Raw genomic sequence first — 17,338 nt, forward strand, 5'->3', positions numbered from 1 at the left:
ATTGAATATGACATATATAAACAATATTGGTCTTTACTTTTTAATGATTAAAGAAATGTTTCGCAAGCCTACCAAGTGGTCGGTTATGAAAGGTTTAATTTTAAAAGACATTGATGATCTTGTTATTGGATCGCTAGGTATTGTTGCTTTTATATCTTTTTTTGTTGGTGGTGTTATTACGATTCAAACAGCACTTAACATTACCAATCCTTTAATTCCGAGGTATTTAGTTGGTTTTGCTACAAGACAATCGGTTATTTTAGAATTTGCACCAACTTTTACTTCTATCATTATGGCTGGGAAAGTAGGTTCGTTTATCACTTCTAGCATAGGAACTATGCGAGTTACAGAACAAATAGATGCTTTAGAAGTAATGGGAATAAACTCATTAAACTATCTGGTTTTCCCAAAAACTGTTGCTATGATGCTATATCCTTTTGCGATTGCCATAGGCATGTTTTTAGGCATTTTAGGTGGTATGGCAGCTTGTGTTTATGGAGGCTATACAACTCTTGAAGATTACATAACTGGTGTGCAAATGGATTTTGACGGTTTCCATATGACCTATTCTTTTCTTAAAACATTTGTCTTTGCTTTTATTTTAGCAACAATTCCATCGTTTCATGGGTACTATATGAAAGGTGGCGCTCTGGAAGTCGGCAAAGCAAGTACAACATCGTTTGTATGGACGAGCGTCGTAATAATACTATTAAACTATATATTAACTGACATGCTTTTAGGCTAATGATTGAGGTAAAAGGATTACATAAGTCGTTTGGTGATGCTCATATTTTAAAAGGCATTGATACGTTTTTTGAAAAAGGAAAAACTAGCTTGGTTATAGGGCAAAGTGGATCTGGTAAAACTGTATTTATAAAATGTTTATTAGGATTGTTTTCGTATGAAAAAGGGACAATATCGTACGATGGTAAAATTTTCTCTGAGCTATCCGAAGACCAAAAAAGAGATTTAAGAGCCGAAATAGGCATGGTTTTTCAAGGTAGTGCTCTATTTGATTCTATGACCATTCAAGAAAACGTTATGTTTCCATTACAAATGTTTACTAAAATGAGTAAAAGCGAAATGGAGGACAGAGCAGATTTTGTTTTAAAACGTGTTAATCTTGATGATGCCCATTATAAAATGCCGAGTGAAGCATCAGGAGGTATGCAAAAACGTGTTGCCATTGCCAGAGCCATAGTTAACAATCCTAAATACTTGTTTTGCGATGAACCTAACTCAGGGTTAGATCCAAAAACAGCTATCGTTATTGATAATCTTATTCAAGAAATTACGGATGAATACAACATTGTTACTGTAATAAATTCTCACGACATGAACTCCGTAATGGAAATTGGTGAAAAAATAGTGTTCTTACAATATGGGCTTAAGGAATGGGAAGGCTCTAAAGACACCATTTTTAAAACAGACAATAAAGCCGTAACCGATTTTGTTTACTCATCAGAGTTATTTAAAAAAGTTCGAAAAATGTACCTTGAAGAAAAGCAATAATTAATTTCGTTTAATTACTACATTTTCTAATTTCAATTCTTGTTTTAGCCAATTACTTAGTTCTACTTCTTTTGCAGCCATTATACTATCTGTAAGCGAGGTATTCCATCTAACATTTGCAATAGCAACGGTATCGGCTTTTCTAAAATCTGATGAAGCCAACATCTTAGCGTATCCAAAATATTGTAAATCAGTAAATTGAATTTTAGCATCTTTTGCTAAAGATGTAAAATCATTAGCATCTAGAATATTACTTTTTTCTGCAAATTGACTCTTAATACTATCTATTTCTTTTTGCCTCAACAATAAAAGACTATCACGCTCTTCAATAGTAATAAGTGCTCTATCATACAAATCCATTAAACGTTCAGCACTAACATTTTTATTCCCATTAATAACAAGATCAAAATCCTTAATGTTACTATACTTGTTGAGCTCATTACGTAAATCAGATTCTGTTGCCTCAGTAATTTCACCGTTAAAGTATAATGTAATTCTTTTATTATCTGGGTCTAATTTTTCACGTTGTAACCAAAGTGATTCGTTAGAGTCAATTTCATTAGCAATAAATTGTTTATAATCATTTTCCCGCTTACTTTCTCCCCAAACATTATAAAATGTCCATCCTGCAGGAATCATAGCAATAAGTGCCAATAAACCTGCGAGTTTAGCAATTCTTCTTCTTTTGGCAGAATTTGCATAACGCAGCATTGGAAAACGCAATAGCTTTAAAACCAAAAATGTTGCTAAAGCTATAAATACTGTATTGATACTAAAAAGATACATTGCTCCTCCAAAATAGCTCCAATTACCTTTAGCCAATCCGTATCCAGCTGTACATAAAGGCGGCATTAAGGCTGTTGCAATGGCCACACCAAAAATTACTGAAGCGATGGTTCCCTTTTTTGTTCGCGCAATAATTAATGCTAAGCCACCAAAAAAGGCAATGAGTACATCTCGAATATCAGGACGTGTTCTTCCTAATAATTCCGAGGTATCTTCACTAAGCGGAAATAGCCAAAAAAACAAAAAAGCAGTCAATAAACTTAGCACAATCATAACAGCTAAGTTGATGAGTGATTTACGAAGCGTATCAATATCATTAATGGCAATAGATAATCCAACTCCTAAAATTGGCCCCATTAATGGTGAAATTAACATGGCTCCAATTACTACTGCAGTTGAGTTGGCATTAAGTCCAACAGAAGCCACCATGATAGAACAAATTAAAATCCAAGCAGTTGCGCCTTTAAATGGAATATCTGCTTTTATAGCATCAATGGTTGCATCACGGTCTGTATCTTTTCTAAAACTAAAAACTTCAAACAAAAATTCTTTTGAGTTACTAACTAAACCTTTTGCATCTTTAACAATAGCTTCCTTTTGCTCTTCTACAGCTTTTTGCTGATCTTTTTGCTCTTCATCAGTAAAATTGAACTTATTTTCTTCCATACTTACACATACTTATTCCCAAATTTATCACTTACGTTTTTTCGTAAAGCTTTAATATCTTGTTCCTTCTCTTTTGGAAAGATAAGCAAAACTTCGTCTTTATCAACAATTATAAAATCCTTTAAGTCTTCTATAACAACAATTTTCTCTTTTTCAGAGTAGATCATATTTCCACAGGAATCCATACTTAATAGCCTTGCATTTACTACAGCATTGTTTCCTTTTCCTTCATCAATCTTATCATATAAACTTCCCCAAGTACCAAGGTCATTCCAATCAAAGGTTGCTGGTAACACATAAACATTATTACTCTTTTCCATAATGGCATAATCCACTGAAATATTTTCGGCTTTACCATAATTATCTCTTACAAAATCATCTTCAAAATCGGTGTTATAGACATCTATTCCTTTTTCAAACAAGCTAAATAATTCTGGTTGATTATATTGAAAAGCTTCTAAAACGCTATTAACACTCCACATAAAAATACCTGCATTCCATAGAAAATTTCCTTGTTTTAAAAAAGATTTTGCGGTTTCGTAATCAGGTTTTTCTCTAAACTGGTTGACGCTTTTTATTTCTTCATTAGTAGTCTTATTATACTCAATATAACCATAACCTGTGTTTGGAAACGTTGGTTTTATACCTAAGGTCATCAATGCATTTTTTGATGCACAGAAATCAAAAGCTTGTTGTACATTTTCGGTAAAAGCTGCTTCATCTTCAATCCAATGGTCACTTGGTGCAACAATCATTACGGCATTTGGATTTTCTTTTTGAATCTTTAATGCTGCAAACAAAATACAAGGCGCTGTATTGCGCATTGCAGGTTCTAACACTACTTGACGCTTAGTTACTTTTGGTAATTGTTCAAACACCAAATCGTTATAACGTTTGTTGGTAAGAATAAAGATATTTTCTTCAGGAATGATATTGGATAAGCGACTAAAGGTTCTTTGAATTAAGGTTTCTCCTGTTCCTAACATATCGTGAAACTGTTTAGGAAATTCTTGGGTACTTACTGGCCAAAATCGTGACCCTACTCCTCCTGCCATTAAAATGGCATAATTGTTTTTATTCATCTATTAATCTAATAATTCAACTTCTGCATTCGGATTGAAAAGATACAACTTTCCTGTATTAACCTCAACACATTCAAAACGTTTTACACGCTTATTTCCTTTTTTAAATATTCGTTTATTATGCAATTTAAAGGTACTTCCAAGAGGCACTTCAAAAACATAGGTTTTCCCATTTGGCTCATCATATTGTTTTAAAGCTAATGCTAAATTAGCATCACTATCGCTACTCGCTTTTGGGTTTTTAAAATGTGTTGCTAAAAGTGGTAATAAATTGCTTGGAAAAACATCTGGATTTAAAAATGGCAGCATAATTTGTTGAAACATGTATTTCCACTCTTTTCCATGTGGCTTAATGTTTTTTCCGTATTCTTCATATGTTTCAAAATGGGCTATTTCATGCAATAAGGTTATTAAAAATCTATATTGATTTAAATTTGAGTTTACGGTAATTTGATGCTCACCGTTAAGTAATCGTTTATAATCACCATGACGTGTTTTACGCTCATTCTTTACTTTTACAACCAAATGATCATGCTCTAACAGCCTAAGCACCCTAGGTAATGCTGTATCAGGTATATAGTTTTTTAACTTATCTCTCATTAAGACAAAAATATATCTTTAAATTGCTCTAACATAATAAAACTGCTATTTTAGTAAGCCTAAATAGCTTTCGCTTCCTTATCAATGAAATCAAAAATAATACTTCCAATAATTGTGTTCTCACAATTTTGCTGCACCTCATTATGGTTTGCTGGAAATGGTGTAATGGCAGTATTGATTTCAACATTTGATTTAAACGAAAGTGCTTTAGGGCATTTAACATCTACAGTTCAACTAGGGTTTATTTGTGGTACATTAGTTTTTGCCTTGTTAACTATTTCAGATAGGTTTTCGCCATCTAAAGTATTTTTCTTTTGTGCACTAATTGCCTCCCTGTTTAATTTAGGAACTATTTTAGAAAACAACTCATTAACAACTTTGCTCACCTTAAAATACTGTACTGGATTTTTTCTTGCTGGTATTTATCCTGTAGGTATGAAAATAGCAGCCGATTATTATGACAAAGGCTTAGGAAAATCACTTGGCTTCCTAGTTGGCGCCTTGGTTTTAGGAACTGCATTTCCCCATTTATTAAAAGGTTATTCTTTTGGTTTTTCATGGCAATATGTAATTATTTTCATATCGTTATTAGCACTCATTGGTGGTTTGCTTATGCTTTTATTTGTTCCTGATGGATCTTATAGAAATCCGAGTCAGAAATTAAAATTAAATGCATGGTTAAAAAACTTTAAAAACTCAAAGTTTCGGTCAGTAGCCTTTGGATATTTTGGACATATGTGGGAACTATATGCTTTTTGGACGTTTGTTCCTGTGATACTAAGCATCTATAAAAGAAATCATCTTGAATCAACTTTAAATATTTCGCTTTGGTCATTTATAATTATTGGCGTTGGAGGACTATCATGCGCTTTAGGAGGCTATTTATCATCAATTTTTAAAACAAAAAAAGTAGCTTTTACCGCTTTATTATTATCCTGTATTTGTTGTTTATTGTCCCCTTTTGTAATTTCAGCTAATTCAGAATTTATACTACTCAGCTTCTTGGTTTTTTGGGGAATGGTCGCTATTGCAGATTCGCCATTATTTTCAACATTGGTTGCACAAAATGCCATACCTAAGTATAAAGGCACAGCATTAACCATAGTAAATTGTATTGGGTTTGCAATTACAATAATTAGTATTCAGTTATTAAATTACTTACATTTAAAATATAATTCAAGTTTCTTATATATGATATTAGCTTTAGGCCCAATTTTAGGTCTTATAGCCTTATCTAGAAAATCAATAACACATGATTAGCAAACCCACCTTATTGCTCGACGAACACAAATGCAAAGCCAATATCACTTTTATGGCTGAACGTGCAAAACAGTTTAATGTAGAGCTTCGACCTCATTTTAAAACACACCAATCGTTAGAAATTGGTAGATGGTTTAAAGATGTTGGAGTTACTAAAATTACAACCTCCTCGTTAGACATGGCTAATTATTTCTCTAAAGAATGGAATGATATCACAGTCGCCTTTCCTGTAAATATTTTGGAAATTGATACCATTAATAACTTAGCGAGTAGCATTACATTAAACGTATTAATAGAATCAGAAACAAGTTTAAAATTCTTAAAAAAACACTTACAACACCCTGTTAATTTTTATATTAAAATAAATATTGGCAACAATAGAGCTGGATTATTGCACTATGACACCGAAAGTATTGATGCACTTTTAAAAACCTCAAAAAACAGCGACAAACTCAACTTTATTGGGTTTTTAGGGCATGCAGGACAAACCTATAAATGTAGAAGTAAAACAGATATTATTAGCGTACATGAAGAAGCAAAAAAGAAATTAGTTAGCTTAAAAAATCAGTACAAATCACACTACCCAAATATTATAGCGTCGTATGGTGACACACCTAGTTGTAGTGTCGCTGAAAATTTTGATGGTATTGACGAAATTCGGCCAGGTAATTACGCCTTTTACGATATAATGCAAGTGCAAATTGGGTCGTGTAATGTGAATGATATTGCTGTAGCTTTAGAATGTCCCATTGTTGGCATACATCCCAAACAAAGCGAAGTGGTTATTTATGGTGGCGGCATTCACTTATCTAAAGACCGTATGGAAGATGATGCCTTTGGAACTATTTATGGAAATGTTGCTCAAAAATCGGATAACGGTTGGAATAAGCTTATAGCAAATACTTATGTTCGTGGTATTTCACAAGAACACGGTATTGTAAAAGTTCCTGAAAGTGATTTACATCATTATACCGTTGGCGATACGCTTTTAGTGTTACCTGTACATAGTTGTATGACTGCTGACTTGATGAAGCGTTATAAAACTATAGATGACAAGGAAATAACCATGATGATGGCAAACCTCTAATTATACGTAGAACTACGTATTGATTTTATACTTAAAAATAGCTGACTTCGTTAACGTCTGACATATAACATTGAAACATTGCATATCATCGCATTGTGCGTCATACTAAAAAACGAAACTCAATATAAATCGGGATAGCCGAAAACCGACCAAAATAGGCACTAAATAATCAAAATTATGAGAACAATAATCAACCGACTGACTATAATGGTAACAATTTTTGCGTTGGCATTTGCATTGCAAAGTTGTGAACAAAAAGAAAAGGAAGCAACAAAAGAAGCTGAAAAAGAAATAGTAATTGAATCTGAAAAACCTGAATATTTTCTGTTACGACCAGAAGTAGAAAAGGCATACGGATATTCACACGCTGTAAGAATTGGAAACAGCATTAAAATATCTGGAGCAGTGAGTATGGACGATAAAGGAAATCCAACTGCAATTGGCGACTTGGAACAACAAATAAAAAATTGTTATTCAGACTTGGAAAAAATATTAAAACACTTTGGCTGCACATTTGACGATGTGGTAAAAGAAGATATTTTCACAACAGATATGGCACAAATGCTCGAAAAATCAGCCTACCGAGCTGAAATTTATAAAAACGGATTTCCAACAGGTTCTTGGCTTGAAGTAAAAGGATTGGCGTTACCTGAATTTATGGTTGAAATCGAACTTGAAGTGCATAAATCTGAATAAAAGTCAAACTTAAGACGGGTAAAGCTCATTACGCCTGAATTCCTAATCGGAATTCATTGTAATTTGCCATCTTCGTTTTACAGCGGAAAAACCATGACTGATTTTCTGCAACAAGCCGTGCATAAAACAGTTAAACGATACCAAAATATTAAGGTGTCGAATTAGAAACCTGCAACATTTTTCCATTATAATATTTATTTCCAGTTAAGGCAAAATCTGCAATATATTTTGCCATTTCTATAGCAGTAATTGGTGCTTTGTATCCTGGAAACGCTTCTTCCAACATTTCGGTTTGTACAGCACCGAGTGCCAATACATTAAAACTAATGCCTTGGTCTTTGTATTCTTCGGCTAACAACTCGGTTAATGTAATGACTGCGCCTTTACTGGAGCTGTAGGCTGCTAACCCAGGAAATTTCATACTCCCTTGAACGCCTCCCATTGAGCTAATAGTAACGACATGACTATTATTATTCATATAAGGTAAAACCACTCGTGTGAGTTCTGCTACACCAAAAACGTTGGTTTTATAAACGCATTCAAAATCGTCAATCGTAGTTTCTGCAAAAGGTTTGTTCAGCAAGGCTCCTGCATTATTAATTAGAACATCTACTTGCTGCCAATTGTCTTGTATAAAACTGTTTACTTTTTTATAAGCCGCTGCATCACCAAGGTCGAAAGACCAAGTTGTGACATTTTTTAAATCTAAGTTGCTAATTGGTTTGTCATTCCTAGATAGTGCCAATACGTTATGACCTTGAGCGGCAAATAACGGCACCAACTCAAAACCAATACCTCTACTTGTTCCTGTAATAATGATGTTACTCATCGTTCATTTTAATTTCTTGTGAAGATGCATTAATAACGCCTTCTAAAGCTGGAAATAAATTATTAATAGTACTTGCCATGTGATTGTAATCCATAATGTTTGCTTCATCATCCACATGATGATAAAAATCGAAATTTGTTAAATCACTAGATGAAATAGTTTGTGCTGGTTTTTTAAAATGTTCATAAAACGCATAATTATCTGAACGTTTAAATAAATTAAATTTTGCTGCTTCATCAGATTTTCCAACCAGTTTATTTCCAGCGTATTTATTTAACACCTCAGCCATATTAGAGAGATCGTAACCTGTTGCAAAAACTTGATAGTCTCTATCAGGAAATGGCACTCCAAGCATTTCAAAGTTCACCATAGTGTATAAATTTAAATTTTCATTCTTTAAACGTTCTGCCAAGTGCTTTGCGCCTTTTAAACCCATTTCCTCTCCAGAAAACAGAGCAAACATAATGCTTCGCTTATTATTATTCTTAGCAGCAAAATATTTTGCCATTGCTATTACTGCAGATGTCCCGGAAGCATTATCGTTAGCTCCATTACCGATAGAATCTCCCTCAACTGGTTTTGCCCTCCTACCAATATGATCGTAATGAGCACCAATAATAACTACCTCATCTTTTAATTTTGGGTCACTTCCTTCAATAAAACCTACAACATTAAAGGCATCTAAACTATCTATTTTAAAATTATCACGATAGGTATCAAAATAGGGGTTTACGCCATAATCTTTTAATTTTGTTTCTATGTATGTAGCAGATTTTTCAATCCCTTCAGAACCTGTATTACGTCCTTCCAATTCATCAGACGCCAAAAAATAAACAATGTCTTTAATATAATCACTTGTAATAGTTATTGATGGCGTTTCTTCTTTCTTTTTACATCCAATAACTAAAGCAGATAATAACAAGGCAATAATGGTAATACGTTTCATAAGTGTTTTTTAATTTAAGGCTTAAAGATAACAAAATTAGAGTGTAAAAATCATTATTAAGAATTCAATAATCAGGATAAAACGTATTGGCATTATTACTAAAAAATGATTAACTTTAAGAAAACTAATTAATTATGCCAATTTATCTCGACCTTCATGAAATGCCAGATGGTGTTACGGCTGAGCATGTTGCAGAAATGCATCAAGCCGATTTAAAAGTTGAACATGAATTTAATTGTAGAGGATTAACATATTGGTGTGACGAAAAAAGACAAACTGCTTTTTGTTTAATAGAAGCTCCAAATAAACAATCGCTCAAAAATTTACATGCAAAGGCTCATGGAGATGTCCCTCTGCGCATTATTGAAGTAGATGGGAACATCGTAGAATCGTTTTTAGGCAGAATAGAAGATCCGGAGAAATCTCAAAATACCAAACTCAACATAATTAATGACCCAGCTTTTAGAGCTATAATGCTAATTGAAACAAGTAATTACCTTAATAGAGTTGAAGCTAATCAATTTAGTGTCTTTACACAAAAATTTCATAGAAGTGTCACAAAAACGATAAAACAATTTGAAGGACGAACCGTAAAGCAAGATAACAACAGTTATTTAACATCATTCAAATCTGTAACCAATGCCGTTTTATGTGCTTTAAAAATACAGTCAAATTTTAAATACATCACACCTAAATTTGACATCCCAAATAGAAAGCTTAAAATTGGTATTGGCTGTGGGGTTCCTGTGACCGAAAAAAGTGGCATATTTGAAGAAGCCTTAGAGTTAACCACACGAATGTGTGAAATTGTTAAAGATCAAATCGTTATCTCTAATGAGATAAAATCATTATACGAAAGTGAAAACAGAAACTCCTTTATTAATAAAGAGCATATTAGAACCCTAAAACCAGAAGAAGAAAAATTTCTTAATACATTGATGGATTATGTGGAAAAAATATGGAATGACTCGAAATTTAATGTAGAAGATTTTAGTAAATCATTAGGTTATAGTAAATCACAAGTTTATAGGAAATTAAAGTCGATTACAGGTAAATCGGCTAATAATTTTATTCGTGAATTCAGACTCCATCGTGCTTTAAGCCTACTTCACAAACAAAAAGGAAACATCTCTGAAATTGCTTTTGAAACTGGATTCAATAGTGCAGCTTATTTTTCAAAGTGCTTTTTCAATAAATACGGATTACTACCTTCCAAATACATTCAACAACATATAATTTAAGATTATTATTTTAGTAAAAATTAGCAATGGTTTAAATTTCTCCTTTTTTGAATTAAATGTATCGGTATGCTTATTAAGCTCTTTATAGATTTGGTAACTAACCAAAAACTATAAATTATGAGTAAATCACTTTTTGAACGATTAGGTGGCAGAAATGGCATTTCAATAATCGTTGATGACACTGTTGAAAATCACATGAACAATACCAATGTGAATGCTAGATTCCTTCCTCTAAAAGAAAAACCAGAACAATTAGCTATTATTAAAAATCATACTATTGATTTTTTTCAAGCTGGAAGTGGTGGCCCTAACAATTATAAAGGTAAAGATATGGTCACTGCTCATACAGGAATGAATATTAATCCTACTGAATATATGCATGTAATGGATGATATTTTTATGGCTTTAGATAAAAATGATATAGATGAAGAAACCAAAAAAGATGTGCTTGCCATACTATGGGAGCTAAAAGAGATGATTATTGCTAAATAATTATTACTAACTAAATAAAAACAATACTATGTCTACAAAAATAAAAGATTTGAAACCCGAATTGAATGACGAATTAGCCTTAAAATTACGAGGCAAACTTATAATGCCATCTAGCACAAACTATAATGAAACCAGAAAAGTATATAATGGAATGATAGATAAGCATCCAGGACTTTTTGTTATGTGTGTGGATGTTGCAGATGTTATAGCAGCTGTTAACTTTGGAAGAGAAAACAACTTGTTGGTAGCTATTAGAGGAGGAGGTCATAATGGTGGTGGATTAGGGCTTTGCGACGATGGTTTAGTAATAGATTTATCTGGAATCAAATTTATTCGCGTAGATACGTCAAACAATACAGTAAGAGTTGGTGGTGGTAATGTTTGGGGAGAGGTAGATCATGCAACACATCCTTATGGACTTGCGGTTCCTGCTGGAATAATTTCTACTACAGGTGTTGGAGGTTTGACTTTAGGAGGAGGCGTTGGACACTTATCTAGAAAATATGGATTAACAATTGACAACTTATTAGAAGCCGATATGGTGTTGGCAGATGGTTCTTTTGTTACTGTAAACAAAGATCAAAATACTGATTTGTTTTGGGCTATTCGTGGTGGAGGCGGTAATTTTGGTATTGTAACATCTTTTAAATTTCAAGCACATCCTATAAAAACAGTTATTGGTGGACCTACTCTATGGCCAATTGAAAGAACCGAAGAAATTATGGAATGGTACCACAACTTTATTCATAATGCTCCAGATGAATTAAATGGTTTTATAGCCACCATGATTATTCCAGGTCCTCCATTTCCTGATTTCTTACACAACAACCAGTATTGTGGCATTGTATGGTGCTATACTGGCAGTCAAGAAGCATTTGATAAATTAATTAAACCAGCAATGGATTTGGAACCTGTTTTTGCTCATGTAGGCGAAATGCCCTATCCATCAATTCAAACCTTATTTGACGGATTAATGCCTCCTGGGCTACAGTGGTATTGGCGTGCCGATTTTTTTAATGAACTTGGTAAAGAGGTAAGAGCACAACATTTAAAATTTGGATCAAAAATTCCAACACCACTTTCACAAATGCATTTATACCCTATTAGTGGTGCAGCTTCTAGAGTAGGAGCCACAGATACTCCCTGGGCATATCGAGATGCTAAATATGCTGGAGTTATTGTTGGTGTCGATCCAGATCCTGCTAATGCCGATAAAATTACTAATTGGTGTAAAGATTATTGGGAAGCTCTACACCCATATTCATCTGGTGGTGCCTATTCCAACTTCATGATGGACGAAGGGCAAGAACGTGTACAGGCCAGTTACAAACATAACTATGAGCGTTTATCAAGAATTAAGAGTAAGTATGACCCTAATAACCTGTTTAAGGTCAACCAAAATATTAAACCAGCTAATTAAAAAAAACCTGCTTCGAATATTCGAAGCAGGTTTTTAATATAGACTCTAATCAAATTAGAAAGTGTATAAATTTAAACTAGCATCGTCACAGGGTTTTCAATATACCCTTTTAATGTTTGTAAGAACATTGCGCCTGTAGCACCATCAACCGTTCTGTGGTCACATGCCATAGACAACTTCATAGTGTTTCCAACCACAATTTGTCCATCTTTAACAACTGGTTTTTGTACAATGGCTCCAACCGATAAAATCGCTGAATTAGGCTGATTGATAATGGATGTAAAACTCTCAATACCAAACATTCCCAAATTAGAAATAGTAAAAGTACTTCCTTCCATTTCATCAAGCGTTAGCTTTTTATTTCTTGCTCTACCTGCAAAATCTTTTACTGCAGCATTTATTTGAGGTAGCGATTGCTCATTCGCAAAACGTACTACTGGAACAACCAAACCATCTGGAACTGCAACCGCAACTCCAATATGCACATGATTATTCATTCGCATCTTATCATCAAACCACTGTGAATTAACTTGTGGATGCTGTTTTAAAGCTAACGCACATGCCTTAACCACCATATCGTTAAATGATATTTTGGTATCAGGAAGTGAATTATATTGTGCTCTAAACGCAATAGCATTATCCATATCAAACTCCACATTTAAATAATAATGAGGTGCAGTAAATTTAGATTTTGCTAGGTTTTTAGCAATGGCTTTACGCATGTTTGAATTTGAAACCTCATCAAAATCTTCTTGTCCAGATGGCACAAACTTACCTACATATGCAGTAGATGTTGACGGTGTGTAGTTTTCAATATCACGTTTAATAATGCGTCCGTTTTCTCCAGATCCTTGAACTTGTGATAAATTGATTCCTTTCTCTTCTGCTAGTTTTTTGGCAAGAGGAGATACAAATATTCTTCCGTTAGAAGTATTTGCTTGAGTTATATTATGTGACTTTTCGACTGGACTCGAAGTGACAGACTTCTCTACTTTTGTTGTTTCTACTGGTTTAGGAATGTCTTCCTTTTTTTCTGAACCACTTTCTGATTTAAAGTTTTTTGCCACATTGGACACATCGGTTCCAGCAGGACCTATAATAGCCAATAAAGCATCCACTTTTGCTGATTCTCCTTCATTCAACCCTACGTGTAATAATGTACCAGACTGAAACGACTCAAATTCCATCGTAGCTTTATCTGTTTCAATTTCGGCAAGAATATCTCCTTCTTCAACAGTATCTCCAACCTTTTTCAACCAAGTAGCTACAGTTCCTTCTTCCATGGTATCACTTAATCGTGGCATGGTTACTACTGTAACGCCTTCGGGAATTTCAACTGTTTCTTCGGAAGTATTTTCTTTAGTTTCACTATTACTAGTAGATTCCTCACCTTCGTTCGGAATGACAGATGCTTCATTAGCTCCATTTAATAAACCTGAAATATCTTCTCCTTCATCACCAATAATTGCTAAAAGTTCATCTACTTTAGTCGTTTCACCTTCCTGAACACCTATATGTAATAATGTTCCTTCATGAAATGATTCAAATTCCATCGTCGCTTTATCGGTTTCAATCTCAGCCAAAATATCGCCTTCACTCACTGAATCGCCAACTTTTTTTAGCCAAGAAGCAACTGTTCCTTCTTCCATCGTGTCACTCAAACGAGGCATTGTAATAATTTCTGCCATGGCTTATAATTTATGTTGTAAAAATGGATAATCTTCTTGTTCGTAAACAGCGTCGTACATCACGTTTTTTTCTGGCCAAGGAGACTCTTCTGCGAATTTCTCACATTCTTTAACCATATCTTTAACGCGTTTATCAATTACTGCCAAATCATCTTCGGTAGCATATTTCTTTTCTAAAATAACATCCTTTACTTGTGTTATAGGATCTATTTTCTTGTATTCTTCTACTTCTTCTTTTGTTCTGTAGTGTTGCGCATCACTCATTGAGTGACCACGATAACGATACGTTTTCATTTCTAAAAATGTTGGTCCATCACCACGACGCGCTCTTTCCATAGCTTCATGCATAGCTTCGGCAACTTTTACAGGGTTCATCCCATCAACTGGGCCACAAGGCATTTCGTAACCTAGACCAAGTTTCCAGATATCTGTATGATTTGCTGTTCTTTCTACTGAAGTTCCCATGGCGTAGCCGTTATTTTCACAAATAAACACTACAGGTAATTTCCAGTTCATTGCCATGTTAAATGTTTCATGTAATGATCCTTGACGCACTGCGCCATCTCCCATATAACAAAGTGTTACTGCTCCTGTTTCATGATATTTATCTCCAAAAGCCATACCTGCTCCTAATGGAATTTGACCACCAACGATACCATGACCTCCGTAAAATCCTTTTTCTTTAGAAAAAATATGCATAGAACCACCTAATCCTTGTGAGGTTCCTGTTCCTTTTCCATAAAGCTCAGCCATGACGCGTTTAGGATCAACGCCCATACCAATTGGTTGCACATGGTTTCTATAGGCTGTTATCATTTTATCTTTTGATAAATCCATAGCGTGTAAAGCACCTGCTAACACAGCTTCTTGACCATTATATAAGTGAAGAAATCCTCTTACTTTTTGTTGAATATATACTGCGGCTAGTTTGTCTTCAAACTTTCTCCAGAACAACATATCTTCATACCATTTTAGATATGTTTCTTTAGTGATTTTTTGCATCGACTAATTTTGGTTTATATTAAGCGAACTACAAAAGTAGTATTTTAGTTATTAACCTAAAAACTGTCACAAGGTAATTTTAGGTTAAAATGTTATAGTACTGACTTATCGAATAAAAGCGGCAACAAATTAGCTAGCGAGTGAGACTTAACCACCTTACCTGTTTCACCCATAAAATAAATTTCTATAGGATTATCTTGCTTTACTTCATACTCTGCAATAGCTTGTCTGCAGGCACCACAAGGAGGAATTGGTTTTGTAGTTATACTTTTAGTAGATCCTGCTTTAATTGCTATTTTTAAAATTTTTGCATCTGGATATTGTGCTCCAGCATAATAAATAGCTGTTCGCTCTGCACACAAACCTGAAGGGTATGATGCATTTTCCTGATTACTACCTGTTACAACTTCGTCATTATCTAAAAGAATGGCTGCACCAACAAAAAATTTAGAATAAGGTGCGTAAGCTTTATCTCTAGCATCTGATGCTTTTTGCATAAGTTGTTGCACACTTGATGGAAGTTCCTTCAAATTATCATATACAACAAAGATGGATTCTACTTTTATCTCATTCATCCGTTAATATTTATTGTTTCTAATGGTCAGATGTAATGCCTAATTTATCATTTTTTGTAGTTATCAACTTTTATTTAAGGCATTTCATTAAAACTATTTTAGACAAAAAAACTATTGCAAAATACAATAGTTTTTTCATTCATATATTATTTACGAGATACTAATATTCATTATACTCTCCATCACCAAAGTTAAATGTTAAAGAAAAACGCAATGTGTTTTCTAATGGACTTTGAACTTTAGATGCTGAGAATAGGTATGACATATCTACATTAATAGTGGTGTATTTAAACCCTGCACCAAGTGCAAAGAATTTTCTAGCACCTTTTTCTTCAGCTTCGTTAAAGAATCCTGCTCGTAATGCAAATGAATCTTGGTATTGATACTCTGCACCTAAAGCCCATGTAAATTCTTTTAATTCTTCACTAAATCCTCCTGGAGCATCACCAAATGACTGAAATACACCAGAAATAAAACTAACATCTGTAGATTTACCAGAAACAATTACATTGTCTTTTTCACTTATTAAAGTATCTGTTCCTTCATCATAAGTTCCATTACTATTAGTGTCTTCAAACTCCACTTCTCTCCCTAAAACTGGTGGTGTTGGCACTAATAGTTTAGTAAACTCTGCAGTTACAGCCAACTTGTTGTATTGATCGAAGATAAAATCAAATCCTCCTCCAAGTCTTAAGTTAGTTGGAATAAAGTTTTCACGACCTGCATCGTCGTATTTTATTTTTGGGCCTAAGTTTTGAATGGCAAATCCTCCTCTCCAACGACCATTAAAATCGCTATAGGCTTCTTCTTCACTTTGATAATAACCAGCAATATCAACACCTATAGTACTTGCTGGTGCTGGATTTTGATCTACACCAATAATTTTTAAATCGGAACGTAAATAACGTAATGCTACTCCCATAGCGAATTGATCTGCCAATCGCAATGTATAAGATAAATCCATAGTCATTTCGTTTGGTTTAGCAATTCTAGGAGTATCGTTAGGTCCATCTACTAATTCAATTTCTCCTAAACTAAAATATTTAAAACTTCCTGCAAAAGCACTACGCTCATTAAGTCTATTAAAGTATGTTACTTGACCAATAGAAATATCGTTAACCAGCTTACTTAAGTAAGGTGTATAACTAATTCCTATTCCAGATTTAGCTTCAGAAAAGGCATATTTTGAAGGATTCCATTGTTGCGAATGCACATCTACAGACGTAGCAACTCCCATATCTCCCATACCTGCGGCTCTTGCATCGGATGCGATTAATAAAAAGGGTACTCCAGTTGTAATTACCCTACTATCGTTAGAATAAGGAATGATTTGGGTTAATGTTTGTTGTGCGTTACTTTTTGCAAGAAAACCTAATATCATTAGGGCTAAAATGTAGTTTTTCATAAGTAAATGATGATTTAAGTTGCTGTATATCACAGCCATAATATGTTGATA

At 33.9% G+C, this 17,338-nt stretch carries 17 protein-coding genes; 8 read left to right on the forward strand and 9 right to left on the reverse strand.

Translation table 11 applies throughout. The features are described from left to right. Nucleotides 1-7: 7 nt before the first annotated feature. Both E5167_RS07580 and E5167_RS07585 read left to right on the forward strand, forming a co-directional pair. On the forward strand, nt 8-745 hold the full coding sequence (locus tag E5167_RS07580; RefSeq protein ID WP_136842705.1) for an MlaE family ABC transporter permease: 738 nt from the start codon (nt 8-10) through the stop codon (nt 743-745). Continuing rightward, on the forward strand, nt 745-1,512 hold the full coding sequence (locus E5167_RS07585) for an ABC transporter ATP-binding protein (RefSeq protein ID WP_136842707.1): 768 nt from the start codon (nt 745-747) through the stop codon (nt 1,510-1,512). Before E5167_RS07580 ends, E5167_RS07585 begins: the two co-directional genes overlap by 1 nt. On the opposite strand, the gene E5167_RS07590 is transcribed toward E5167_RS07585, so the two are convergent. From E5167_RS07590 to E5167_RS07600, 3 genes are read right to left on the reverse strand one after another with little or no spacing between them, the layout of a single operon-like run. Continuing rightward, on the reverse strand, nt 1,513-2,964 hold the full coding sequence (locus tag E5167_RS07590; protein ID WP_136842709.1) for a DUF389 domain-containing protein: 1,452 nt from the start codon (nt 2,962-2,964) through the stop codon (nt 1,513-1,515). It lies immediately after the preceding gene. A gap of 2 nt (nt 2,965-2,966) precedes the next feature. Next, nucleotides 2,967-4,046, reverse strand: a complete 1,080-nt coding sequence (locus E5167_RS07595) for a mannose-1-phosphate guanylyltransferase (protein WP_136842710.1) — start codon at nt 4,044-4,046, stop codon at nt 2,967-2,969. Nucleotides 4,047-4,049: 3 nt separating this feature from the next. Beyond that, on the reverse strand, nt 4,050-4,646 hold the full coding sequence (locus E5167_RS07600) for a SprT-like domain-containing protein (RefSeq protein WP_136842712.1): 597 nt from the start codon (nt 4,644-4,646) through the stop codon (nt 4,050-4,052). 84 nt (nt 4,647-4,730) lie between these two features. On the opposite strand from E5167_RS07600, the gene E5167_RS07605 reads away from it, so the two are divergent. From E5167_RS07605 to E5167_RS07615, 3 genes are all read left to right on the forward strand, one after another. Next, nucleotides 4,731-5,906, forward strand: a complete 1,176-nt coding sequence (locus tag E5167_RS07605; protein ID WP_136842713.1) for an MFS transporter — start codon at nt 4,731-4,733, stop codon at nt 5,904-5,906. Next, the gene (locus E5167_RS07610) at nt 5,899-6,993 is read left to right on the forward strand and encodes an alanine racemase (protein WP_136842715.1); all 1,095 of its coding nucleotides are present in this window, start codon (nt 5,899-5,901) and stop codon (nt 6,991-6,993) included. The genes E5167_RS07605 and E5167_RS07610 overlap by 8 nt, the downstream gene beginning before the upstream one ends. A gap of 177 nt (nt 6,994-7,170) precedes the next feature. Beyond that, nucleotides 7,171-7,689 carry a RidA family protein gene (locus E5167_RS07615; protein ID WP_136842717.1) on the forward strand — a complete coding sequence of 173 codons (519 nt, stop codon included), beginning with the start codon at nt 7,171-7,173 and terminating at the stop codon, nt 7,687-7,689. A gap of 148 nt (nt 7,690-7,837) precedes the next feature. Here E5167_RS07615 and E5167_RS07620 read toward each other — a convergent pair whose 3' ends face one another. Together E5167_RS07620 and E5167_RS07625 are read right to left on the reverse strand one after the other, a co-directional pair. Beyond that, nucleotides 7,838-8,518 carry an SDR family NAD(P)-dependent oxidoreductase gene (locus E5167_RS07620; protein WP_136842719.1) on the reverse strand — a complete coding sequence of 227 codons (681 nt, stop codon included), beginning with the start codon at nt 8,516-8,518 and terminating at the stop codon, nt 7,838-7,840. After that, on the reverse strand, nt 8,511-9,464 hold the full coding sequence (locus tag E5167_RS07625) for a M20/M25/M40 family metallo-hydrolase (protein ID WP_136842721.1): 954 nt from the start codon (nt 9,462-9,464) through the stop codon (nt 8,511-8,513). Before E5167_RS07625 ends, E5167_RS07620 begins: the two co-directional genes overlap by 8 nt. 134 nt (nt 9,465-9,598) lie before the next feature. On the opposite strand from E5167_RS07625, the gene E5167_RS07630 reads away from it, so the two are divergent. From E5167_RS07630 to E5167_RS07640, 3 genes are all read left to right on the forward strand, one after another. Beyond that, nucleotides 9,599-10,705, forward strand: a complete 1,107-nt coding sequence (locus E5167_RS07630) for a nickel-binding protein (RefSeq protein WP_136842722.1) — start codon at nt 9,599-9,601, stop codon at nt 10,703-10,705. Between the two features lie 117 nt (nt 10,706-10,822). Beyond that, on the forward strand, nt 10,823-11,197 hold the full coding sequence (locus tag E5167_RS07635) for a group I truncated hemoglobin (RefSeq protein WP_136842724.1): 375 nt from the start codon (nt 10,823-10,825) through the stop codon (nt 11,195-11,197). A gap of 28 nt (nt 11,198-11,225) precedes the next feature. Continuing rightward, on the forward strand, nt 11,226-12,617 hold the full coding sequence (locus tag E5167_RS07640; RefSeq protein WP_136842726.1) for an FAD-binding oxidoreductase: 1,392 nt from the start codon (nt 11,226-11,228) through the stop codon (nt 12,615-12,617). A 71-nt stretch (nt 12,618-12,688) separates the two neighbouring features. Here E5167_RS07640 and E5167_RS07645 read toward each other — a convergent pair whose 3' ends face one another. From E5167_RS07645 to porV, 4 genes are all read right to left on the reverse strand, one after another. Continuing rightward, nucleotides 12,689-14,305 carry a pyruvate dehydrogenase complex dihydrolipoamide acetyltransferase gene (locus E5167_RS07645; protein WP_136842728.1) on the reverse strand — a complete coding sequence of 539 codons (1,617 nt, stop codon included), beginning with the start codon at nt 14,303-14,305 and terminating at the stop codon, nt 12,689-12,691. A 3-nt stretch (nt 14,306-14,308) separates the two neighbouring features. Further along, the gene (gene pdhA / locus E5167_RS07650) at nt 14,309-15,307 is read right to left on the reverse strand and encodes a pyruvate dehydrogenase (acetyl-transferring) E1 component subunit alpha (RefSeq protein ID WP_136842730.1); all 999 of its coding nucleotides are present in this window, start codon (nt 15,305-15,307) and stop codon (nt 14,309-14,311) included. 92 nt (nt 15,308-15,399) lie between these two features. Continuing rightward, the gene (gene cdd, locus E5167_RS07655) at nt 15,400-15,882 is read right to left on the reverse strand and encodes a cytidine deaminase (RefSeq protein WP_136842732.1); all 483 of its coding nucleotides are present in this window, start codon (nt 15,880-15,882) and stop codon (nt 15,400-15,402) included. Between the two features lie 160 nt (nt 15,883-16,042). Then, nucleotides 16,043-17,287: a type IX secretion system outer membrane channel protein PorV gene (gene porV, locus E5167_RS07660; RefSeq protein ID WP_136842734.1), complete on the reverse strand. Its 1,245-nt coding sequence runs from the start codon at nt 17,285-17,287 to the stop codon at nt 16,043-16,045. Between the last annotated feature and the right edge of the window lie 51 nt (nt 17,288-17,338).

This window comes from Pontimicrobium aquaticum (assembly GCF_005047595.1).
GTDB classification, from domain to species: Bacteria; Bacteroidota; Bacteroidia; order Flavobacteriales; family Flavobacteriaceae; genus Pontimicrobium; species Pontimicrobium aquaticum.